The 21591-nt window shown below is 73.8% G+C and carries 21 protein-coding genes and 2 tRNA genes; 11 read left to right on the top strand and 12 right to left on the bottom strand.

The features are described from left to right. Positions 1-11 precede the first annotated feature (11 nt). Positions 12-85, bottom strand: a tRNA-Pro gene (locus JQN84_RS10590). Between the two features lie 301 nt (positions 86-386). Between JQN84_RS10590 and JQN84_RS10585 the strand changes: the two genes are divergently transcribed. Then, positions 387-460 (top strand) — tRNA-Gly (locus tag JQN84_RS10585). Positions 461-842: 382 nt separating this feature from the next. Continuing rightward, positions 843-1325 carry a YxiG-like protein gene (locus JQN84_RS10580; RefSeq protein WP_307821137.1) on the top strand — a complete coding sequence of 161 codons (483 nt, stop codon included), beginning with the start codon at positions 843-845 and terminating at the stop codon, positions 1323-1325. Here the strand turns inward: JQN84_RS10580 and JQN84_RS10575 are convergent. From JQN84_RS10575 to JQN84_RS10565, 3 genes are read right to left on the bottom strand one after another with little or no spacing between them, the layout of a single operon-like run. After that, complete coding sequence (locus JQN84_RS10575; RefSeq protein ID WP_204958132.1) at positions 1322-1993, bottom strand: SMI1/KNR4 family protein; 672 nt, start codon at positions 1991-1993, stop codon at positions 1322-1324. The genes JQN84_RS10580 and JQN84_RS10575 overlap by 4 nt on opposite strands. Before the next feature lie 18 nt (positions 1994-2011). Further along, complete coding sequence (locus JQN84_RS32235) at positions 2012-3937, bottom strand: 5'-methylthioadenosine/S-adenosylhomocysteine nucleosidase family protein (protein WP_204958131.1); 1926 nt, start codon at positions 3935-3937, stop codon at positions 2012-2014. Beyond that, positions 3934-5136: a hypothetical protein gene (locus JQN84_RS10565; RefSeq protein WP_204958130.1), complete on the bottom strand. Its 1203-nt coding sequence runs from the start codon at positions 5134-5136 to the stop codon at positions 3934-3936. The genes JQN84_RS32235 and JQN84_RS10565 overlap by 4 nt, the downstream gene beginning before the upstream one ends. A 187-nt stretch (positions 5137-5323) precedes the next feature. On the opposite strand from JQN84_RS10565, the gene JQN84_RS10560 reads away from it, so the two are divergent. Continuing rightward, positions 5324-6007 (top strand): Crp/Fnr family transcriptional regulator, encoded by a 684-nt coding sequence (locus JQN84_RS10560; protein WP_281894908.1) that lies wholly within the window; start codon positions 5324-5326, stop codon positions 6005-6007. Positions 6008-6035: 28 nt separating this feature from the next. Here the strand turns inward: JQN84_RS10560 and JQN84_RS10555 are convergent, their stop codons facing one another. Then, the gene (locus JQN84_RS10555) at positions 6036-6536 is read right to left on the bottom strand and encodes a Pycsar system effector family protein (protein ID WP_204958129.1); all 501 of its coding nucleotides are present in this window, start codon (positions 6534-6536) and stop codon (positions 6036-6038) included. Positions 6537-7004: 468 nt separating this feature from the next. On the opposite strand from JQN84_RS10555, the gene JQN84_RS10550 reads away from it, so the two are divergent. From JQN84_RS10550 to JQN84_RS10530, 5 genes are all read left to right on the top strand, one after another. Beyond that, positions 7005-7811: a vWA domain-containing protein gene (locus JQN84_RS10550; RefSeq protein ID WP_204958128.1), complete on the top strand. Its 807-nt coding sequence runs from the start codon at positions 7005-7007 to the stop codon at positions 7809-7811. A 46-nt stretch (positions 7812-7857) separates the two neighbouring features. Next, entirely contained in the window at positions 7858-8631 is a 774-nt protein-coding gene (locus JQN84_RS10545) for a hypothetical protein (protein WP_204958127.1), read from the top strand. Beyond that, positions 8628-9125, top strand: coding sequence for a hypothetical protein (locus JQN84_RS10540; RefSeq protein ID WP_204958126.1), 498 nt, complete (start codon positions 8628-8630; stop codon positions 9123-9125). Before JQN84_RS10545 ends, JQN84_RS10540 begins: the two co-directional genes overlap by 4 nt. 1 nt (position 9126) lies before the next feature. Further along, complete coding sequence (locus JQN84_RS10535; RefSeq protein WP_204958125.1) at positions 9127-9993, top strand: hypothetical protein; 867 nt, start codon at positions 9127-9129, stop codon at positions 9991-9993. 63 nt (positions 9994-10056) lie between these two features. Next, positions 10057-11265, top strand: a complete 1209-nt coding sequence (locus JQN84_RS10530; protein ID WP_204958124.1) for an OmpA family protein — start codon at positions 10057-10059, stop codon at positions 11263-11265. 93 nt (positions 11266-11358) lie between these two features. Here JQN84_RS10530 and JQN84_RS10525 read toward each other — a convergent pair whose 3' ends face one another. Beyond that, positions 11359-12108 (bottom strand): hypothetical protein, encoded by a 750-nt coding sequence (locus tag JQN84_RS10525; RefSeq protein WP_204958123.1) that lies wholly within the window; start codon positions 12106-12108, stop codon positions 11359-11361. Next, positions 12105-12602 carry a SigE family RNA polymerase sigma factor gene (locus tag JQN84_RS10520; RefSeq protein ID WP_204958122.1) on the bottom strand — a complete coding sequence of 166 codons (498 nt, stop codon included), beginning with the start codon at positions 12600-12602 and terminating at the stop codon, positions 12105-12107. Before JQN84_RS10520 ends, JQN84_RS10525 begins: the two co-directional genes overlap by 4 nt. Before the next feature lie 140 nt (positions 12603-12742). Between JQN84_RS10520 and JQN84_RS10515 the strand changes: the two genes are divergently transcribed. Together JQN84_RS10515 and JQN84_RS10510 are read left to right on the top strand one after the other, a co-directional pair. Continuing rightward, on the top strand, positions 12743-13585 hold the full coding sequence (locus JQN84_RS10515; RefSeq protein WP_204958121.1) for a DUF3152 domain-containing protein: 843 nt from the start codon (positions 12743-12745) through the stop codon (positions 13583-13585). Positions 13586-13682: 97 nt separating this feature from the next. Next, entirely contained in the window at positions 13683-16649 is a 2967-nt protein-coding gene (locus JQN84_RS10510; protein WP_204958120.1) for an Hsp70 family protein, read from the top strand. Positions 16650-16740: 91 nt separating this feature from the next. Here the strand turns inward: JQN84_RS10510 and JQN84_RS10505 are convergent, their stop codons facing one another. Both JQN84_RS10505 and JQN84_RS10500 read right to left on the bottom strand, forming a co-directional pair. Continuing rightward, the gene (locus JQN84_RS10505; protein ID WP_204958119.1) at positions 16741-17538 is read right to left on the bottom strand and encodes a S1 family peptidase; all 798 of its coding nucleotides are present in this window, start codon (positions 17536-17538) and stop codon (positions 16741-16743) included. Between the two features lie 284 nt (positions 17539-17822). Further along, on the bottom strand, positions 17823-18362 hold the full coding sequence (locus JQN84_RS10500; RefSeq protein WP_204958118.1) for a hypothetical protein: 540 nt from the start codon (positions 18360-18362) through the stop codon (positions 17823-17825). Between the two features lie 123 nt (positions 18363-18485). Here JQN84_RS10500 and JQN84_RS10495 point away from each other — a divergent pair, with 123 nt between their 5' ends. Next, positions 18486-18815: a hypothetical protein gene (locus JQN84_RS10495; RefSeq protein ID WP_204958117.1), complete on the top strand. Its 330-nt coding sequence runs from the start codon at positions 18486-18488 to the stop codon at positions 18813-18815. A gap of 49 nt (positions 18816-18864) precedes the next feature. Here the strand turns inward: JQN84_RS10495 and JQN84_RS10490 are convergent, their stop codons facing one another. The 3 genes from JQN84_RS10490 to JQN84_RS10480 form a co-directional block, all read right to left on the bottom strand. Beyond that, the gene (locus JQN84_RS10490) at positions 18865-19350 is read right to left on the bottom strand and encodes a ribose-5-phosphate isomerase (protein ID WP_204958116.1); all 486 of its coding nucleotides are present in this window, start codon (positions 19348-19350) and stop codon (positions 18865-18867) included. A 73-nt stretch (positions 19351-19423) separates the two neighbouring features. Then, positions 19424-20626, bottom strand: coding sequence for a DUF1015 family protein (locus tag JQN84_RS10485; RefSeq protein WP_204958115.1), 1203 nt, complete (start codon positions 20624-20626; stop codon positions 19424-19426). A gap of 120 nt (positions 20627-20746) precedes the next feature. Further along, entirely contained in the window at positions 20747-21370 is a 624-nt protein-coding gene (locus JQN84_RS10480; RefSeq protein ID WP_204958114.1) for a mycothiol-dependent nitroreductase Rv2466c family protein, read from the bottom strand. Between the last annotated feature and the right edge of the window lie 221 nt (positions 21371-21591).

Below are 21591 nucleotides of genomic sequence, written 5' to 3'. Positions count from 1 at the left end.
TGCGCACGCAGTCGGGGTGGCGGGATTTGAACCCACGGCCCCTCGCTCCCAAAGCGAGTGCGCTACCAAGCTGCGCCACACCCCGTGGCCCAAGAAGTGTATGCCGTCGCGCCCCACCCGGAATGCCGGGGCATCCCCACCCCACCCACCCCGGCGCCGGCCTACCCCGGTGCCGGCCTACCCCGGTGCCCGGCCTGCCCCGGTGCCCGGCCTGCCCCCGGTGATCAAGGAGTTTGCGTCAAGTTGATCGCCGTGGATGACGCAAACCTCTTGATCACCGGGAGAAGGGAGGGGAGGGGACGCGGGAGGAGGGAAGGAGTGCCGGTGCGTCGGGGGATGGGGGGAGCGGGTAAGGTGTGGGCGCATCCCGGTGTGCCGGGGCGTACGCGGGCGTAGCTCAATGGCAGAGCTTCAGTCTTCCAAACTGACGGTGCGGGTTCGATTCCCGTCGCCCGCTCCACACTCCTCCGGCCCAGATCTCCGGTCGGTTCCGATCCCCATTGCATCCCCTGGCTTCGGCCGTACCGGGTCGCGTGCTCGTCACCGCTACCAGCCGGTGGCTTCCCCGCGCCCGGTGGCCCGGCGCCCGTGCCGGGGCGTGGAGGGCTACGCCGTGAGACGTGACGACGCACCGGGGGCCGGCGCACGGGCCGGCTGTCTGACCCTCGGACCTGCGGCACGTCCGGCCGCCCCTGCCTGAGGAGCGCCCGGGCCGGACCCCCTGAACCAGCCGGGTGGACCGTGGCCGTCGACCCTCGGCTTCCGGCTGGCGGCGCGCGGTGCGGGTCCCGTACCCGGAAATTTTGATCTTGGATGTGGCGGTCCCGGTGTAGAACTGGGCGGTGGACCCTGTGATGCTCGGCCGTGCCCTCGACGACGTGTTCGACCACGCGCTGCTGTACCACGCGTTCACCGACTACCTGCGGGACTACGAGGTCATCGTCCACCTGACCGCCGACCCCCGCACCGGGATCGCCCCGACGACGCTGCGCTACCTGTTCCGGTACTGCGTCGAGGCCCGCTGCCGGACGTCGGTCCCGCCGGTCACCTGGCGGGCCTCCCTGGACGACCGCCTGATCGACCACCGCACCGGCGTCGACCTGGACGGTTACCTCTGGGGTGTGAAGTGGCACGCGCTCTACCCGGGCGCCCGGGTCGTGGCGGACTCGGCCACCGCGCGGAGCTGGGCCGAGGCGACCGGGCTCGACTTCCACGAGGTGCTGATCGAAACCAACGCCCACGTGCTCACCCTGGTCTTCTCCGACCTCCAGGTCAGCGAACTGCCGCCGGGATACCGCCCGTTCACCGTGGACCGGGAGAGCTAGCCGGGTGCGACCTCGCGCTCGGCCGCCGCCAGCCAGCGCCGGTACCAGCGGGCGAAGCCGAGCGGCGTCCCGTCGTCGTCGTGCAGCGGCCGGAAACCACCGCCCTCGGCGATGTCGTCCGCCCACATCCGGCCCCGGGCGGGACCGCTGACCACCAGCGCCTCCCGCAGCGCGCAGCCGAGATGGCACAGGTACAGCAGGCCGACCGAGTTCTCCGGCGTGTAGACGACCTGCTCGTAGCGCTCCCAGTGGGCGTCCTGCGCGGTGGCGAACGCCTCCGGCGAGTCGTAGTCATCCTCGTCGGGTTCGGCCGGCAGGCCGTCGGCCGGGTTGAACGCTTCGACGTGGGGGAAGGGACGCCCGAGCGCCGCCAGCGTGGTGAGGTCCGCGCCGTCGCCCTCCCACCGCCACCGTCCGTCGTGCCGGCGCAGCGGGAACAGCCCGTAGGCCGGCCCCGCGCCACCCCGACCCGCCTCCCGCAGGAACGACAGGTACTCGTCGGGCAGTTCCACCCGCAGCTGCCCCTGCACCTCGGTCAGTTCGTCGGCGGTCAGCGGTGCTTCCAGCTCCCACCCGTGGTCGCCGGCACCGAACACGGTGCCGGCGGCGGGCGTCGCGGCCAGCCGCGCGAGCCGTCCAGGGATGTCTGACCAGTCCGGGCGTGTCACGCCCGGCACGATACAAGCTCAGCGGGACGCGTCGGAGGGATGGCTGAGCAGGCCCAGGTCGATCGCGTGCAGGACGAACTCCGCCGCGTTCACCGCCGCCTGGTGCCGGTGGGTGTCCGACTTCTTGGCGTTGCCCCAGTCGGCGATGCCCCGGACCGCGATCCACTCCACCTTCCGCGTGGCCGCGACGCCGTTGAGCAGGTGTGACTCCATGTCCCCGGCGACCGCGTCCGGGTGCCGACGGCGCAGTTCCACGATCGCCTCGTCCGAGCGGTACAGGGTGGTGGCGCCGAGGATCGGGCCGATGTGCACGGCCGGCCCGGACCAGCTGTCGGCCGCTGCGGTGAGGACGCCGAGCAGTTCCGCGGACGGGCTGGGTCGGGGTCCCCGGTCCAGCCGGTGCGCCCTGCCGTCGACGTCGGTGACGGCCTGGTGCGCCACGTCGCGGGTCTGACGCGAGACCGCGATGTCACCGAGCGCCTGCTCGCCGGGGTTCAGCCCGAAACAGGTGCCGACGAGCACCAGGTAGCGCGGACGCCACTGACTGATGATGCTCGTGGCCACCTGGGCCACCCCGGCCGAGGAACTCGGATCGCCTACCGCACTGGCGAGCATCAGTTCCGCGCCGGCCACCGTACCGAGCCGGTGGACGGTGTGCGGGGAACGCCGTTCCAGGTACGGCTTCGCCCCACGCCGGCGGAACACGTCGAGGGTGGCCCGCTGCTCACCCTGGGTGGCGACCAGCAGCAGGATCTTCGGGCGGGCCAGCACGGCGTCGGTCTCCTCGTCGAATCGCTTGTTCATCCGGTCGGCCGCCCGCCACACCTGTTGCAACGCCACCACCGCCACCGGAACGGTCATCAGCGCCATGATGCTCACCAGCCAGCCGAGCAGCGCCATGCCGGGGCTCTGGGGACGGAGGTCCGGCGGGTCGGACAGGAGCAGCCGCTGCCCGAGCCAGCGCAGTGCCTCGCCGTACCCCGTCGGGCGGCCGGCGCACCGGTCGCCGCAGGACCGCCGTTCCTGGTCGGCCACCAGGTGGGCGAGCATCAGCAGTACGCCGGCACTGCCGAAGACGTACCAGAGGAAGAAGCTGGCGGTGTTGAAGGTCCGCTTCGCGCCGCCCGGCACCTGGTCGCGGGGTTCGAGCACGACCACGTCGGTGCCGACGCCGAACGGCAGGCCCACCCGCTGCTGGCGGGGCACCGCGTCCCGCATGGCGGTGGTGGTGATGCCGTTGACCAGGCAGAGCAGCACCTCGGTGACGAACACGCCGTCCGGTTGGCCGCCCTGCGGTTCGCTGGCGGCGCGCACCCGCCTGACCACGAGTCGACTGAGCCGGTCGGAGACCTCACGCATCAGGTCACCCGCCCGGCCCGCGTCCGTCTCGTGGCACAGCGGCATCGACCACTGCCGGGCCGGTAGCGACTCGGCGGCGAGCTCGCCCTCACGGCGGCGGCGCAACGACCGGAGCAGGCCGCGGAACCCGGCGGCGACGACACCGGACACGCAGAACGTCACGTACAGCATGCCGAGCAGGGCGAGCACGATCGCCGTACGCCAGAGGTGCAGTGGCACGCAGCCGAGTGCCGCCACCACCGCCAGTGCCGGCGGGCCGGCGAAGCAGAGCGTCTCCCAGCGCCGGTCCACGATCCGCAGCAGCAGCAGCCGCAACCCACCCGCGGGGTACGGCTCATCCATCGTCATCGGCGGCTTCAGCAGGGCGAACGAGTCCGGGCCGCGCCAGACGAGCCGCCCCTCGTGGGCGGCGACGACGAGCATCACGCCCAGTGGGCCACGCCCCCGGAACCAGCCCATGGTGCCCTCGGGTCGCACCGTGCGGTACGCCTGCCGCCCGTGTTCGGCGCGGCGTACCGCACGGGCCGCCGCCCGGGCCACCGCGAACGGCAGGTGGCGGGAGTCGACGACCTCGGCGGTGGTCACAGCACCCGCTCCACGGCCGAGGTGGCGAAGTCCCGTACCAGCGAACGCAGCCGGTCGAACAGCGGCCCGGCGCTGCGGGAGACCAGGTAGTGCGGCAGGTCGCCCCGCTCCACCTGCTCCCCCGGCCCGGGCGGGGTCATCAGGTACGGCGAGGTCAGGATGAGGGCGCACGGGTCGTCGAGGTCGGTGGCGAGGCAGGCCATGCCGGGATAGCCGGGGGTCTGGTACACCTCCAGCCGGTCGGCCAGCGCAGCGTGGCGCTGCCTGAACTGGCGCAGGTGGCTCAGCGCCTCACGGGTCTTGTCGGCCAACTGCTCGCCGCGTTGCGCGGACAGCAGCCGGGTCGCCTCGGAAGCCGGGTCCATCAGCACGCAGCGGTAGGTGCCGCCGCGGCCGAGGAAGTCCAGGACCGCGTCCCGGAAGTGCGCCGGCCGTTCGGTGGTCACCAGGTAGCGCGACGCGGTACGCAGCGAGGTGCCCAGGTCGACGACCTCGGTGGCCGCCGCCCGGACCATCCGGGTCTTCTCGAACTGGCTGGGTCGCTCGACGTACCCGTGCACCGGGACGCCACCGGCGAGCCCCCGGGCGGCCAGCCAGCTCGCCGCCGCCCCACCGGCGTGGGTGTCGGCGGCGTACAGGTGGATCTGCCGACCCTCGAACTCGCCGACCGGGGTGAACAGGTCGGCGTACGGGCCGGCGACCCGTACGACGTCGGAGGAGACCGCCACGGTGTCCGGCGGGGCGGCCTTCTCCAGGTGCGCCACGAAGTTGATGTCGGGCGAGTAGATGGTGCCCTCGTTGCCCTCGCCCCGGTAGCGGATCGAACCCTTGTGCACGGCGACCCGCAGCCGCAGGGAACCGTCGATGCCGAGCCGGGCGAACTCGTCGCGCAGATGCGGCAGGTCCAGGGTCAGCAGGCGGTGGACGAATTCGAGGGTGACGTCGCGGGCCACGCTCTCCTCGTCGTCGTGGACGATGAGGAATCCGCCGTCGCCGGCCCACCGCCATGGCCGTGCGTAGCCGACCCGTCGCTGTTCGGCTATCGTGGCGAGCCGTTCGGTCACCTTACGATGCAACAGGTCGAATGCCTGACCGGCCTGGTCACGCGGATTGTGCGCCACCACGTTCGAATGACCGGCCGCGTCAACGAAGATCAGAAACACGTTGTCGTACGTTCGGTTGACCTGAAAGGTATCCATCGTCAGTTACGCACCCGCTCCACACTGGGCCAGAATTCCGGACGTCGGCGCATCCGGTAACTGTGCCGGAAAATGACGTTAACAACTACATGAGGAGACCGACTTGACGCATCGAGAGGCATCCTCGACCGGCCGGACGACGCCCACCCCACCGGGCGGACGGAATACCACGGACCATCCGTCGCCAGTGCCGGGTACGTTTCTCGCCCAACTCTCACCGGCCGACCGGGAACGGCTCGCCGCCATCGCGACGGTCCGGCCGCACGCCGCCCGGGTCGACCTGTTCCACCAGGGCGACCCGTCGCGGTACGTGCTGGTTCTGCTCAGCGGTTGGATCAAGGTCACCTCGGTGTCCCGGGACGGCCAGGAGGCGTTGCTCGCCCTGCGTGGCCCCGGCGACATCATCGGCGACCTGGCCGCGATCGACGGCGGCGTCCGCTCCGGCACGGTGACCACCCTGACCGCCCTGCAGGCGTACGTCATCGACGGTCCACAGTTCGTGGACCTGGTGGTCAACCAGCCGGGGCTCGCCCTCGGTCTGCTGCGGCACCTCGCCCGCGGACTGCGGCAGTCGGACATCAAGCGGCTGGAGTACGTCTCCGCGAGCAGCTTCGGTCGGCTGGCCGGCCTGCTGTCGGACCTCGCCGACGAGCACGGCCGACGCACCCCGGAGGGGATCGTCATCGACCTGCCGCTGTCCCAGCGGGAACTGGCCACCGCCGCCGCGACGTCGCGGGAGGCGGTCGCCCGGGCGATGCGCGCGCTGCGGGAGCGCGACATCGTCCGCACCGGTCGACGGGAGATCGTCATCGTCGCGCCCGAGGTGCTGCGTGCCCTGCACCGGTCCACCCCGGACACCCGTCGCGGCTGAGCGACGACGCCGGCACCTACGGGCCCGTTCACACCAGTGTCCCGATCAGACAGACACCACTCGCGGCGAGGCTGACGATCGCGCTGCGGACCAGCCGGTACTTGGTGGTGACCCGGGCGCTGGTCCACCGGAGTTCGGCGAGGGCCGCGCCCAACGGCTGGGTCGCGGTCTCGCGGAGCGCCCCGACGAGGTCGTCGTGGCGCAGCACGTCGCCGAAGTAGGAGACGTGGCTGTCAGCTGAGGTGCCGCCGAGCCGGGGCAGCAGCGCGAGCGCCGACATCAGCACCGCCCCGGCCCACAGCAGGCAGGCGACCCACCACCAGCCGCCCCGGGTCACGACGGCCAGCCCACTGCCGGGCCCGGCCGCCAGGGCCGCCGCGGCGATGGTTCCGGCGACGCCGAGCGTCTGGGTCGCCTTCGTGTCGGCCCGGCGCAGTTCGTGCCGGTTGTCGGTGAGCAATTGGCGTGCGTAGTGCAGGGTCCGCTCGTCGTCCGACCGACCGCCGCCCCGTCCATCCGTGTCTCCCATGTCACCCAGCGTGCCTCCCGCTATCGCGTGCGTCCGCGTCGAACTACACCGTCGGAATGTGTCAGTTGACGCACCGGCCGGCGCGGCCCGGCACGACCATGAATTCATGGACCAGCCATGCCCCCTGCCCTGCGCAGCGCCACCGGTCCGCACCTGCGCGCCGGTCCACAGACAGATTTCCGTCAGTTCGCCGCGGTAGTCGTCCGTCCGGACCGCCGATGCCGCCGAATCAGTTCCCCCGGATCCGCGCTCTTCCGCCAGCCACGCTCTCCAACCGGCCGGGTCAATTCCACCGAACATCGATTTACGGATCACCTTCGACCAGTATTCGGGACTGGTGATCCGAAAGCGGCGATCCGGTGTAGACAGTCGGGGCGGTTGTGCCCCTAAGGTCGTCCGAACCCTTTCCATTCACCCCACCGCGGAGCTCTGTCGCAATTCCGACTGACTTTCCGAGAGGCATTGCCAATGCGTTTCACGAGTACACGTGCTGTCGCCGACGGCCGGGCGGCCCCCGGCCGCGCCGTGCTCGACGACGTTCCGACGCCGGTCCGGCCGCCGTGGTGGCGTCGGTTGCTCCGCCCGCTGCTCACCGGCCTGCTGATCCTGGCGTTGCTGGCCGTCTGCGCGGTGCGGATCCACGACTGGCTCGGCCCCCCGGACAGCCTCGACCAGGCGGTCCTGGAGGGGGCCCGCAAGGTCGCCGGCCCGGTCTGTATCGATGAGATCCAGGACGTCTCCGGTTCGATGACGCAGTACACGGCCCTGCGTGAACAGGCGGTCGGCCAGCTCTTCGAGTTCGCCCAGCGGGAGTTGGAGGCCACCGACCAACTGGCCGAGGCCGTGTTCAGCGGCACCGCCGGGGTGACCATGCCGCCGACCTCGCTGCACGCGCTGCCGGCCCGCCGGCCCGCGCCCGCGCCCGGCGACGGCACGCTCATGGCGCCCGCGATCCGCGCCCTGACCGCGGCGGACCGTCAGGCCGACCGCACCTGCGCCGCCCGCGCCCTCGTCGCCGTCACCGACGGCGAGGTGCACGACGACGTCGCCGAGCTGCGTGACGCGCTCGTCGACGGCGCGTACACGCGGATGTACCTGGTGGTGCCCGGCCTGACCGGTGGTCGGCCGGACGTGTTCACCGGCGACGTGCTGGACGGGGTGGTGGTGCGCCGGTTCACCAACGCCCGCCGCCTGGGCGTCATCTTCGGCGAGGTCTTCGCCGAACTCCTGGGCGTCGAACTACGCCACCGCCAGATCGAGAACAGTCGGCCCTGAGGGGACGTCCGACGAGCCCACCACGTACCTGAAGGAGACGCCCCCCATGCCACGTCAGACAGCAGCCCTGTCCCACCCGCACTGGGACCGCCCGCCGGCGGGCCCCATCCGCTACCGCCTCACCGCACGCATCGCCGACTGGTGGAACGGCCGCCAGGACGCCCGCGCCGGGCTACCCGCCGTGGGGTCCGACCCCGCGCCGAGGGGGACGCCCCACAACCGGTCCGTCGCCTTCACCCCCCACCTGGAGAAGCTGCGGCGGATGGCGAACGACGCCATGCACCACGAACTGGTGCACCTCCAGCAGGAGGTCGCCAGTCCGGCGTTTCAACTCGCCCGGACCGAGGCCCAACTCGTCGAGGCCGAGCAGGCCCTGGTCCGGGCGCGGGAGGCACTGCAGAACCTGACCGCGCCGACCGAGGACGAGCTGACGGCACGCCGGGCCGGCGAGGCCGACACCGACGCGTCGGTCGTCCGCAAGCGGCGGCTGGCCCCGTACCTCGAACGGCGGGCCGGGTTGGAGGCCCGCCGCCAGGAGGCCGAGAGCGAGCTGGTCCGCCTCCGGCAGACGCGGGCGGAAACCCGCGAGCGGCTCGCCCGGAGCCGGACCGTCGCCGCCGCCCGCGCCGAGCGCATCCACGAGCACTCCTGGCGGCGCATCGGCAGCTACTGGCAGCGGCTCGTCCGCAAACACCCGGACGGCGAAGAGCTCAACCGCACGCTACAGCCGGGAGGCCCCGAGCTGCCGGGCTGGGTCCACCCCACCGACGGACGCGGGGCCACCGGCGACACCGCCGACGGCCGACCGGAAACGACGTGAGGAGCGACAGAGACATGAAGGCGTTGTGGAACCGTACCGGCCGCACGATCCGCGGGATGCTGTCGCGCCGCCGCCCCACGTCCGGGAGCAGGCCCGCCGACCCGACGACGGGGCCGCTGCGCATCGACGCCCCGAAACCCCTGGACCCCGACGCGCAGCACGAACGCGACGCCTCGGCGGCCCGGGAGCGGGTGGTGCGGCTGGTCGCGGAGTTGACTCCACGCGGCACCGACGAGGGCACCGCGGCGGCCCTCGACAACATGATCAATTACTGGGCCGACGGCTGGCTCGCCGACATCGAAACCGAGCGTCTCAACGCCCACACCGTGGTGGACGCCCTGGTCGGCGAGGTCATGCCGAGGCAGGAGCGGCTCCGGATGGCCTCCGAGGGCGCGCTCGACCGGCTTCGACAGGCCCGGGAGAACCACGAGCTGGCCCGGGCCCTGCTCGCCGGCGGTGCCGCCCCCACCGACCGACCGGCCAAGGAGGACTGACATGACCGTCACCGGTACGCACACCCCACCGCCCGGCAGCAGCATGCCCGGCGGCCGGTACGTCGACACGGCGTTGCTCACCGGCCGCCCGGGGACCCTGCTCGGCGCGCTGGTCGAGACGGTGGTCCTGGTGCTGGCCGCCGGCGCCGACATCGCGGCCTTCTACAACGCCCTGTCCAGCGGGATCGGCGACAATACCTACCTGCTGTACATGCTGGTCGCCGGGTTCACCGCCGTCGCGCTCCTGCTCGCCCACGGGTTCGGGCGGATCTACCGCGACCTCGACCAGCGGGCACCCGGTGCCCGCCGGCTGATGCTGTACGCCTGCCTGACCGGTTGGGCCCTGCTGGGTATCGCCGCCTTCCTCTCCCGGCTGCTGCTGGCCGACGTGGACGTCGGTCCCGGATTCGGTACCTCCGGTGCCGGCGGTTCCACCGCCGGTGGCTCCGGACAGGAAGAGGCGCAGAAGGCCCGGGTGCTGGCGATCCTCTTCCTCGCGCTGTACATCGGCACCGGGATGGCGGCCGCGGTGGTCGCCTACTGGAACCACAACTCGCTGGCGCACGCCTACCACCGGAGCAACCGCCGACTGGCCTGGGCCCGCTGGTGGGCCAAGCGGCGGGTGGGGGCGCACGAGAAGGTCCTCTCCCGGCACCGGCAGCGCTACAACGAGTGGGCGCGTGCCGAGGCGGCCCACGCGGCGGCCCGCGCCAAGCGGCTGGCGCTCGCCGAGGAACTCAAGCAGTTGGCCCGGCAGCGGATGGCAGCGGCCGGTCAGGACCCGGCCACCACCGACGGCCTGTTCACCCCGGACCGGTACGGCACGCCGACGCCGTCGCCGTACCGCGAGCACCGGCCGGACGGGTAGCGCACCGGCCGGCACGCCCAGAACCCGACACCCACAAACCCACACCACAACTGGAGCTGACACATGGCTGTTGTCCAACCGCCGCGAACCCGACCCCGGGCCGGCCGGCGGCAGCGGGCGGCCCTCCTGGCCGTTCTGCTGCTCGCCGCCGCGGTCCTCACCGGATGCGACGACGGCCCGCAGCACGAGGAACCCGTCGAGGCCGGCTGCCTGTCGTCGGGCGTGGCCATGTCCCTGGCCATCGGGGCCCGGGCGAACAGCCCGACGCCCGCCCTTCCCGCCCTGGTCGAGGACCTCGCCCGCAGCGCCGCCCTGAAACACAAGGGAGTGTCCATGGTCCAGATCGACGGACGCGTCGACGTGGACCTGGAACCGCAGGTCTTCAACAGCAAGGCGCAGAACCCGAACAAGTACGGGAAGGACCTGGACCGGTGGCTCGACGGCCTGCGCCAGTGGGTCGCCACGATGCGGGCCGACGAACCCGAGGCCGACGTGCTGAAAGCGTTGGACGTCGCCGGCGCGCAGGTCGGCCCCGGTGACACCGTCGTCCTGGTCGACTCCGGCCTGCAGACCACCGCGCCGCTGGACTTCCGCACCAGGGGCATGCTGGACGCCGACCCCACCGACGTGGTCGAGTTCCTCCGCCGGGCCGACGCCCTACCCGACCTCGCGGACCGGCGCGTCCTGCTGGTGGGATTGGGCAACACCGCGCCACCGCAGGCGGAACTGGGCGTGGCCCAGAAGCGGCACGTGGTCGAGATCTGGACCGCCATCGCCCGGGCCGGCGGCGCGAGCTGCGTGGAACTGCGGGAGGCGGCCAACGGCAAGCACAGCGACGTCGACTCGCCGACGGTCAGCGTGGTGCCGGTCACCGAATCCCCCACCTTCACCCCGTGCGGGGTGACCGTGCTGCCCGACGACGGCGAGGTCGGCTTCGTCCCCGACGCGGCGACGTTCCGGGACCCGGCCAGGGCCCGTGCCGCCCTGGCCAAGCTCGCCGCGCTGCTCGAACGGGGCAGATCCACCGTCGAGCTGATCGGCACCACCTCGTCCGCCGGGACGGAATCCGGTCGTCTCACGCTGTCCCGGGACCGGGCCCGGGCGGTCGAGACCGTACTACGGTCGCTCGGCGTGCCGCCGGAGCGGATGTCCAGCCGGGGGGTCGGCGCCAACTGGCCGGACCGGAGGCCGGACCGCGGACCGGACGGCGAACTCCTGCCCGGTCCGGCGGCGCAGAACCGCACGGTGGTCGTCCGGATCTCGTGCGGCTGAGCCCCCACCCGCCGTCGACCGGGCGCGCAGCGGGGCCGGGCTGAGCGGTGGTCGAGGGGGCGGCGCGGTGACCGGGCCGCCCCCTCGACCGGATCACAGCAGGCGGCCGGAGCGGTCGCGGGCGACGATGCCGTCGAGTCGTACGCCGGGGGTGAGGTCGACCGGGTCGAACCAGAAGACCACCAGTTCCGGGTCGGTGCTCCAACGGGCCAGCCGGGCGTCGACCTGCCGGCCGCCGGCGGTGCCGACGATCCGGGTCGCCGGCCCGACGAAGTACCCGAACGTCGGCACCGGCGGGCGGGTGTCGTCCGGGGGGGTCGCCTCGGCGTACCCGATCTCGTGGAAGCCCGGTCGCCGGTCGCTGCCCTGCACGTCGTTGACGAGCATGTCGTTGGTCAACTCGCCGGCGGGGCTGCGGCGGCCGGCCATCAACCCGACCCGCACCCTGGGCCCCTCCGGCACGTCGACCGCCACCAGGTAGAACACCCGCTGGTCGACGCCGTACCGGATGCCGGTGTCGATCACCTCGCCGATCGGCTGCTGGGGGGGCCTCCACCGGGTGGGTCCGGGGGTCGGCGGCGACGTCGCCGGGGGCGTCGCGCCGGGCACGGTGGCGGCGGGGGCGGGTGGGCGGTCCGGTGCCGGCGGCCGGGTCCACCGCACGCCGAGCCCCACACCGCCGGCCACCAGCACGGTGACCAGCGCCGTCGCGCCCGCTCCGACGAGGCGGCGGCGTCGGCGCAGCCGCCGGCCGTCGCGCATGATCGCGGTCAGGTCGAGGTCCTCCGGGTACGGCTGTTCGGTCGCCCGCATCGCCAGGCGGAACTGCTCCAGCTCGGTCATCGGCAGGTCCCCTGGGTCGCCGGGGTCCCGGTGGCGCGCAGCTTCTGCAATGCCCGGGAACCGGTGCTCTTCACCGTGCCCAGCGAGACCCCCAGTTCGCGCGCCACCTGTGCCTCCGGTAGGTCGAAGTAGTAGCGGAGCACGACGATGGCCCGCTCGCGGGGGCTGAGCGCGCCGAGGATGTCGAGCAGCCAACGGCGGGTGGCCACGTCGTCGGCGACGTCGCCGCGCCGCTGCTCGGGCAGGTCGTCGGTGGGGTACTCCCGGATCGGCCGCCGCCACCCGTCGACCAGGTGGTTGACCAGCACCGTACGGGCGTACCCGTAGGCGTCCTCGTCGCGGATCCGGGACCAGGACGCGTACGTGCGGACCAGGGCGGTCTGCGCGGCGTCCTCGGCCTGGTGGTGGTTGCCGGTCATCAGGAACGCGGCGTGCCTGAGCCGGCCGGAGGCGGACCTGGCGAACTCGACGAACTCGGCGTCACCCCGGGCCATGCCGGCCCCTCCCGTTTGCCACGCCGGACAGGACGGGCGAAGGCACCGAAAGGTTGAGTCCCGACGGGATCAACTGTTCCGGCGGACCGCCCGTCCTTCCCGCTGCCCGCCGCCGCCCGGCGGTGGGCGGAGGAGGCACCATGGCGACGAAGGGTAGCCCCCGCCGCGGCGGCGGCCCACGGGGACGGCCGGTGACGGCGCTGCTGACGGTGGTCTGGCTGACCGGCTGCGGGCTGCCGGCGGCGGGCCGACCGGCGGCGACGCCCGCCCCGGCCCGGTCGGCGGGGCCGCCCTCCGTGGCCGGGACGGCGGCGGTAGCCGATCCGCCGGGCCGACCGGTCGGGTCGGATGGCGGGGCCGGGCCCGCCCCGGTCAGTTACCCGGCGGACGGGGCCAACCGCTGGCAGGTCGCGGCCGGTGAGCCGGCGACGCCCCGGGGCCCCGGCCGGTTGCTGCGGTACCGGGTGGCGGTGGAGCGCGACATCCGGGGGCTGCCGGTGGCGCAGTTCGCCGCCGAGGTCAGCGCGACGTTGACCGCCCCGCAGGGGTGGACCACGGGCGGGACGCTGCGGCTGTGGCGGGTCGGCCCCGGCGGCCCGGCCGACTTCACCGTCCACCTGGCCACCCCGGGCACCCGCGACGAGTTGTGCGGGGGCACGGCGGACGGCTACACCTCGTGCCGCAACGGCGACCGGGTGGTGATCAACGTGGCGCGCTGGGTGAAGGGGGTGCCCGGATACGGCGCGGACCTGGCCACCTACCGACGGTACGTGGTCAACCACGAGGTCGGGCACCGGCTCGGCCACGGCCACGAGCGGTGCCCGGGGCGGGGCCGGCCGGCTCCGGTGATGCAGCAGCAGACGCTGGGCCTGCACGGGTGCACCGCCAACGCCTCGCCGTACCGGGCGGGCAGGCGGTACTCGGGACCGTCAGGCGCGTACGCCGACCGGATTCCTCCGCCCGAGCCGGGCCGCGCGGGCTGACCGCCGCCGGGCCGGGTCGGCCGGACCGGCCGGGGGCGGCGGGGGCTGCGTACCATGCGGGACCGGGCATCCCCTCGTCCGGTGGAGGTAGCGACGGATGGCAGGCCAGCAGGACGGATACGCCCTCGGCGTCGACCTGGGCACGTCCAACACGGTGGCCGTGCTGCGCTGGCCGGACGGCCGGACCCGACCGTTGCTCGTCGACGGGCAGCCGATCCTCCCCTCCGGGGTCTACGCCGACACCGAGGGCCGGTTGCACGTCGGCCGGGACGCCCAGCGGCTGGCTCAGGCGGACCCGACCCGGTACGAGCCCAACCCGAAACGTCGGGTGGACGAGCCGGCCGTCCTGCTCGGTGACCGGTCGTACGCCCCGGCGGAACTGCTCGCCGCGACCCTGTGGGCGGTCGCCGAACAGGCGGTGGCGACCGTGGGGTTCCTGCCCCCGGCGGTGCTCACCTACCCCGCCGCCTGGGAGGCTCCCCGGCGGCAGGTGCTGCACGACGCGTTGGCGCTGGCCGGTTGGCCGTCGGCCGCCGAACACACCATGTCCGGTCCGGTGCCGGTGGGCACCCGGCTGCTGCGGGAACCGGTGGCGGCGGCCCGTTACTACACGGAGGTGCTGCGGCGGCCGGTGCCGGTGGGTGAGTCGGTCGCGGTGTTCGACTTCGGCGGCGGCACCCTGGACGTGGCGGTCGTCCGTAACGAGGGCGCCGACCCGTGGGGCGACTCGGGTTTCACGGTGATCGCCACCGGCGGGATGGCCGACCTCGGCGGGCTGGACCTCGACGCGGCCCTGCTCGCCCGGGTCGGTGAGCTGGTCGGCGACGGGCAGGCGGAACTCTGGGCCCGGCTGACCCGACCGGAGACGACCGGGCAGTGGCGGGACCGGCAGCAACTCTGGGACAACGTGCGCGGGGCGAAGGAGATGCTGTCCCGGGTCGCCGTGGCACCGGTCGCGGTGCCCGGCCTGGAGACCGCCGTCCCGCTCAGCCGGGCCGAACTGGAGCAACTCGCCACTCCCCTGCTCACCCGGGCGGTCGCCCGCACCCGGGAGGTGGTCGCCGAGGCGGGCCTCACCCCGGACCGGCTCGCCGGATTGTTCCTCGTCGGCGGTTCGTCCCGGGTGCCGCTGGTGGCCCGGCTGCTGCATGCCGAGCTGGGGGTCGCGCCGACCGTGCTGGAGCAGCCCGAACTGCCGGTGGCCGAGGGGGCGCTCACCGACCTGCCGCTGCCCCGGCCGGACCGGCGTCCCGGGCCGGCCGGCGCGGCCGGGGCCGCCCCGGCGCAGCCGCCGGACCCTGCGGCACAGGCCCCGCCCGCCCCGGCACAGGCGTCGGCCGCTGCCGTGCACGGCGTTACGCCGGGGGCACCCGACGCCGCGTCCACCCCGGTCGGGTCCGGTGCAGGCACGGCCGCCACCCTGCCGGTGGGCGCAGCGCCCGCCGGCACGGGCCACACCCTCCTGCCGGGACCGGGTGCCGCCCGGCCGGCCGGACCCGGCGCGACGCTGGTGGCCGGGGCGGGCACTCCGCTCGGTGGGACGCCGGTGGCCGGGGCGGGTGGGACACCGGTGCCGATCCCGGGCGGGATGCCGCCGGGCGGGACCGTGCCGGGTGGCGTACCGGCCCAGGGGTATCCGGCGGGCTGGCCCGGCGTACCACCGGGGGCGGTGCCGCCGGGGACCGGTGCCGGTCCCGCGACGCCGGTGCGGCGCGGGCGTCGCCGGCTGTGGATCGGGCTCGGTGCGGGCCTGGCGCTGCTCGGCGTGCTCGGCGCGGCGGCCCTCTGGTTCACCCGGGACCGCTACCCGGCGTTGGAGTTCCACACCCTCACCGAGGTGGCCCGGCCCGCCGCCGCCGACGACCGGCCGACGGCGATGTTCACCGCCGTGCTCGGTGACCGCGCCTACCTGGCCCACCAGCTTCCCGACGACCGGCTGACCGTGGTGGCGGTCGACGCCGGCACCGGGAAGGCGGCGTGGCGGACCACCGTCGCGGCCGGCAGCGGACGGTGGGCCGGGGTCCGGGCGGTGCCGGGGGCGGTGCTGGCCGTCGCGGAGGCGGCCGGCGACAGCACCCCCCGCGACGTGGTGGTGCTCGACGCCGGTGACGGCGCGGAACGGTGGCGGTTGCCGGTGCACGGCGACGACGCGGTGCACGTCACCGGGGAGAAGCTGGTCTGGGTGGACCGCGCCGGCGCCCGCCTGGTCGGGCTGCGGCTGCGCGACGGCCGGCAGGACTGGACCCTGGACAACCCCCGCAGCGAGTACGGCGACACCCGCACCACGGTGCTGCGGGTGGGCACCGCGCAGAGCGTGGCCGGTCCCGCCGGGTTCGACGGCTCGTCCGACGCCCCCTGGCTCGGCGACGCCGACCGGCTGGTGCAGGTGGGAGCGGACCGTTCGGTCCGGGTGCTCGACATGGACAGCGGCAAGGTGGTGAGTCGCCGCGACGGGGTCGCCGACGTCAGCGACCGGATGGTCGCGTACGGCGACCGGTTGTACCTGGTGGCCGAGGACCGGGGATACAAACTGCTCGGTTACGACCTGGGCAGCTTCGCCGAGCCGACGGTGCTCTACAGCGCGGGTGAACAGCGGCGGGTCACCGCGTTGGTGGCCTGCGGCGAGCACCGGGCCTGCCTGCTGGAGGTGCCGGAGGCCGACACCGAGCGGACCGAGGTGGTCGCGGCCACCGAGGGCAAGGGCAGTCGCCGCTGGCCGGCGCCCGGCGGCCAGGGCCTGGTGCCGGTGGGTGAACACCTGCTCGTCCGGCGGGAGTCGCCGAAGACCACGGTGACCCTGTTCGACCCGGCCGGGAAGGCGGTGTTGACCGACCGCAAGGGCACGGCGGTCCGGGTCGACGCGGGTAACGTGCTGGTCTTCGCCGAGACGCCGAGCAGCGTCGAGGACGACCGGAGCCTGGCCGGGGTGTCGAAGTCCGGTGCGCTGACCGAGACGGGGCAGCTCCAGGGCGTCCGCAGCGAGTCGTGCGGGTGGAACACGTCGGTGATCGTCTGCGGGGCGGAGCGGGACTTCGTGCTGTACCGGTTCGCCGGGGACGGCTGACGGGCGACCGCCGGGGCCACCGGACACCACTGCGCCACCGGCTGCCACGGGGGCGGTCGGTGGCGCAGCGGCCCGGGGGGCGGTCGGTGGGTCAGCCGCCGAGGCTGGCCGCGGCCGAGGCGATCGACGCGGCGAACGTGCTGACCTGGGTGTAGACGCCGGGGGCGTTGGGCCTGGCGCAGCCGTCGCCCCAGCTCACGATGCCCACCTGGATCCACGCGTTGGCGGCGTCGCGGCGGAACATCGGGCCGCCGGAGTCACCCTGGCAGGTGTCGGTGCCACCGCTGGCGTAGCCGGCGCAGATCTCCTCGGCCGGGATCAGCTCGCCCGGGTAGGAGGACGAGCAGCTGGCGTCGCTGACGAACGGCACGGTGGCCTTGAGCAGGTACCGCTGCTGGGCACCACCCTCCCGGGCGGCACCCCAGCCGGCGACGGTGAAGGTGCCGCTGTCGTACGCGGTGGTGGTGGCGATGGGCAGGGTGGCCTGCGAGGTGACCGGGGTGGCAAGCCGGATGAGCGCCCAGTCCTTGCCGCTGCCGTTGTAGCCGGGGGCCCGGTAGACGTAGTTGGACTTGACCTGGATGCGGCTGCTCGACTGGAGGTCGACCGCGCCGAGGGTCGCGGTGATGGTGGTGTTCGAGCCGGTGCGGTTCACGCAGTGGGCGGCGGTGAGCACCAGCCGGGGGCTGTAGAGCGCCCCGCCGCAGCCCATGGAGAGCCGGACCATGAACGGGAACTCGCCCTGTGCGGCCCGGGTGCCGCCGACGACCGACGGGGCCGCGTCGGGGGTGGGCGCCGCGGTGGCCGGGGCGGTCAGGACGAGCGACCCGGCGGTGATCGCCACCATCGTGGCGGCCATCCGGCCGATGAGACTGCGCCAACGGTTCACAGGGCCTCCAACCCTCGGCGGCGCGCCTGCTTGGGGGCGCCGGTTCGATGGCGGGAGCCTAGATCGATCGATTGACGTGCATCAACATCCTGTTGGGGTCATACGATCGCGGCCGCGGCCCGACCCGGCACGCGGGATCACCCGGCCGGGCGGGGATGAAGCCGGAGCGGCGGGGTATGCCAGCGCCCGGCCTGGAGGAGTGTCGACCGGTGTCGCGGGCAATCCGCGACCGGACGCGGGCGGGCCGGGTCACCACCCGGCCCGCCCGCCGTACCGATGGCCGCTCAGTTGCCGGTGAGGAAGTTCCAGGCGTCCATCACCCACTGGGTCTGCTGGAGGTAGGCGATGCCCACCCCGGCCAGGAACACCCCGGTCACCAGGTGCGCGCCCCGGGCGCTGCGGCGTACCCGGCCGAGCTGACGTTCCAGGATCACCCGGCCGAGCAGCCGGGACAGCGCGAACAGGCCGACCGCCACCAGCAGGCTGAGCAGGAAGGTCAGCAGCGGGGTGCCCAGGTCGCCCCGGCCGGAGATGGCCCAGATGCCCCAGCAGACGAAGGCGAAGAGGGCACCGGCGGCGCTCCACTCGCCACCCCGGCGCAACTGCTCCACGTGCCAGCTCATCGGCCGGCGCGGCGCGGCGGGCTCGGCCCAGCCGGACTGGTCGTGGTCGACCACCGGGAACGGCTCGGTGCGCGGAGCCCGGGGCTGCCCCACCGAGGCGACACCCCGGCGGAACGGTTCCCGCTGCGGCGGCACCCCGACACCGGGCTGGGGCGGCACCTCGACGGTCCGCTCGGCCCACGGCTGTGTCTGGTCTGCCATCTCGTTTCCTCCCCATGACCGGTGCCGGCCGTCGACCGGTCCACCGTCTTCGAGGGTAGCGAGCGGACAAACTGCCGCGCCCGGCCCGGCCCGACAGGAGCCGTTGGGCGGTACGGTCGGGAGATGGTGGATGCGGAGCGGCGGCGACGTCGGCTACGGCACCAGCCGGAGCCGGCGGACGGGGGTGGTGAGCCGCCGACGGTGGCCACGGCCGAGGTGCACGACGGGCCCCCACCGCCACGGGCCCGGCGGGCCCCGGGCGGCGAGGACGGCGAGCGGGGCCTGCGCGGACTTGTCGGTTCCGGCTCGTCGCAGGTCAGCGTGCGCGCCGCGCTACGGGCCCGGGACGCGGCCCGCCCCACCGAGCAGGACCTGGCCGAGGCCGAGGAACGTCTGGTGATCATCCGACGGAACTGGGTGCCCCGGGAGGACCTGCCCCGTTCGGGCCGGTGACCGGGCCGGCCGGTGACCGGCCCGGTCGACGGATCGGGGCGGGCGGCGGTCAGGACAGGTCGGCGGGGGCGGGCAGCGGGGGCAGCTCGCGGGTGCGCTCGTACTCGGCCACCTGGGCGATCCGGCGGGCGTGCCGCTCGTTGCCGGAGAACGGGGTGGTGAGGAACGCCTCGACGATGGCGGCGGCCTCGTCGAGGGTGTGCTGGCGGGCGCCGACGGCCACCACGTTGGCGTCGTTGTGCTGCCGGCCGAGCTGGGCGGTCTCGATGCTCCAGGCCAGCGCCGCCCGGACGCCGACGACCTTGTTGGCGGCGATCTGCTCGCCGTTGCCGGAGCCGCCGATGACCACGCCCAGGCTGCCCGGGTCGGCCACCACCCGGTCACCGGTGTGCAGGCAGAAGGTCGGGTAGTCGTCGTCGGGGTCGAAGGCGTGCGGGCCCACGTCGACCAGCTCGTAGCCCTGCTTGGCCAGGTGATTGGCCAGGTGCACCTTCAACTCGAAACCGGCGTGATCGGATCCCAGGTAGACGCGCATACCGGGCAGTCTGTCAGGGCCGCGCCCCGGCCCGCCGTGGGGGCGGCGTGCCGGGGCGGATTCGTCACAGGATTCAGCGGGGCAGCTCGGCGACGACCAGGCCGCCGCGTGCCTTCGGGGTGAACCAGGTGCTCTTGCGGGGCATCTTCTCCCGGGCCAGGTTCACCGCGACGAAGTCGTCCACGGTCACCGGGGCGATCAGGACGGCGAGCTCCGCCCGGCCGGCGTCGACCTCGCCGGTGAGCCAGCTCGCCGGGTAGTCGCCGCCGACGTAGGTGATCCGCTTGTCCCCCGGGTCGAGGCCGAGGGCGTCGCGCAGCAGCAGCCGTTCCACCAGGGCGTGGTCGAGGTTCTCCAGCCGGGCGGCGGTCGCGTCGTGCGGCAGGGTCACCGCGTACCCCTGGCCGGCGAGGCGGAGGTGCACGGTGCCGCCGGCCGCCGGGACCTCGACCGGGCCGTCGAGGGGGCTGATCCGCGCGCCGGCGGTGCGCAGCCGGTCGAGCAGCTCGTCGGGGGTGCAGGGCAGCTCGCTGACCAGCCGGTTGTAGGGCTGGATGGCGACCGACGCCGGAGTGGTGACCACCGCGAGGAAGCGCGGGAAGCCACCGGTCTGCGCGGCCAGGCTGCGGTGGTTGCCGTCGGCGACCACCAGTTCGCCGCCGCCGGCCAGCGCGGTCAGCGCGTCCTGTTCGGGGCCGGGGCCGAGCAGCCAGATGGCGTGCGTGCGACCGGCCTGGTCGGTGTCGGTGGCCGCCGGCGCGCCCGCCGCGTCGGTCGCCGCCGCGAGCGCGGCGTGCAGCTCGTCGCCGCGCCCGGTCTGCAGCAGGAGTACGGGCGAGAGCAGGTGACCCAGCGCCTCGGCCAGGGCGACCCGCTCCCGCACCTTGGCGATGAACACGTCCTCGTTGCGGATCACCAGGCCGGGCTCGTCGGCGCTGGTGGAGATCTGGTCGGTGTCGACCATGGCGAACAGCCCGTACGCCGGCTCCTCCCCCGCCGCGCTGATCCGGTAGAGGACCACGACCTGCTCGGCGGGGGTGTAGCTGCCGTCGTCCTTGGCCTCGGTGAGCCGGGCCACCGCGTCGCCGAGCGCGTCGGAGAAGGACTTCCCCAGGCTCTCCGGCGCCCGGTGGGGCATCTCGATGCCGAGGGCACTGTGCGGGTTCGCCTCGATGATCGCGGTGATCTCCGCGTCGTCGGCGAACTCGTCGTAGTTCTGCGCGCCGGTGCCGCCAGTGGTGATCCAGGCCCGGGTGATCGGATGCACGACCGTCATGGGGGTTGACGCTACCGGCGACGACGGCCCCCGCGACGCCGACCCCGCGCCGGGTCCACCAGATGAACCGTCGCGCCGGTGGGGCCCGCCCGGTCGGCGCGGGCCCCACCGGGGTGACGGTCAGTCGAAGATCGGGCCCAGCTCGCGGGACCGCTTCAGCTCGTAGAAGCCGGGGGTGCCGGCGACCAGCAGGACGCCGTCCCAGAGCCGGCCGGCGGCCTCACCCTTGGGCGACGGGGTGATGACCGGGCCGAAGAAGGCGACCTTCTCGCCGTCCGGGCCGGGGGCGTGTACCACGGGGGTACCGACGTCGGTGCCGACCGGGCGCATCCCGGCCTCGTGGCTGGCCCGCAGCGCCTCGTCGTACTCGGTGGAGTCGGCGGCGTCGGCGAACGACGGGTCCAGCCCGACGTCGGCCAGCGCCGCGGTGATCATCTCCCGGCCCAGCTGCTCCTTGCCGAGGTGGATGCGGGTGCCCATGGCGGTGTAGAGCTTCGCCAGCGTCGCGCCGCCGTGCGCCTGCTCCACCGCGATGCAGACCCGGACCGGCCCCCAGCCCAGCTTCATCATCTCCTGGTACTGCTCGGGCAGCTCCCGGCCCTCGTTGAGGACCGAGAGACTCATCACGTGGTAACTGATGTCCACATCCCGGACCTGCTCGACCTCCAGCAGCCAACGGGAGGTGATCCAGGCCCACGGGCACAGCGGGTCGAACCACATGTCGACGGCGACACGTTCGGTCACGGTGGAGTCCCTTCGTGACGTCAGGCACGCCGGCGGACCCGGCGCGGTTACCCGTCGATCCTCACCCCGAACGGCATCGATCGGTAGCGGAATGAGAGCGTGACGTCGACCACCGCAGGGTCGGTGCATGGAAGACTCGGCTCGGGTCGCCGCCACGAGCGGCCGGCAGGGGCTGGCGCAGCCGGAGGGCGGCGAGAGTGGGATGGAGACGAAAGTGCCAG

The sequence above is a fragment of the Micromonospora humidisoli genome, assembly GCF_016900955.1.
Lineage (GTDB): Bacteria > Actinomycetota > Actinomycetes > Mycobacteriales > Micromonosporaceae > Micromonospora > Micromonospora wenchangensis.
Note: the sequence above shows the minus strand (reverse complement) of the source record. Positions and strands in the feature narration are given on the sequence as shown.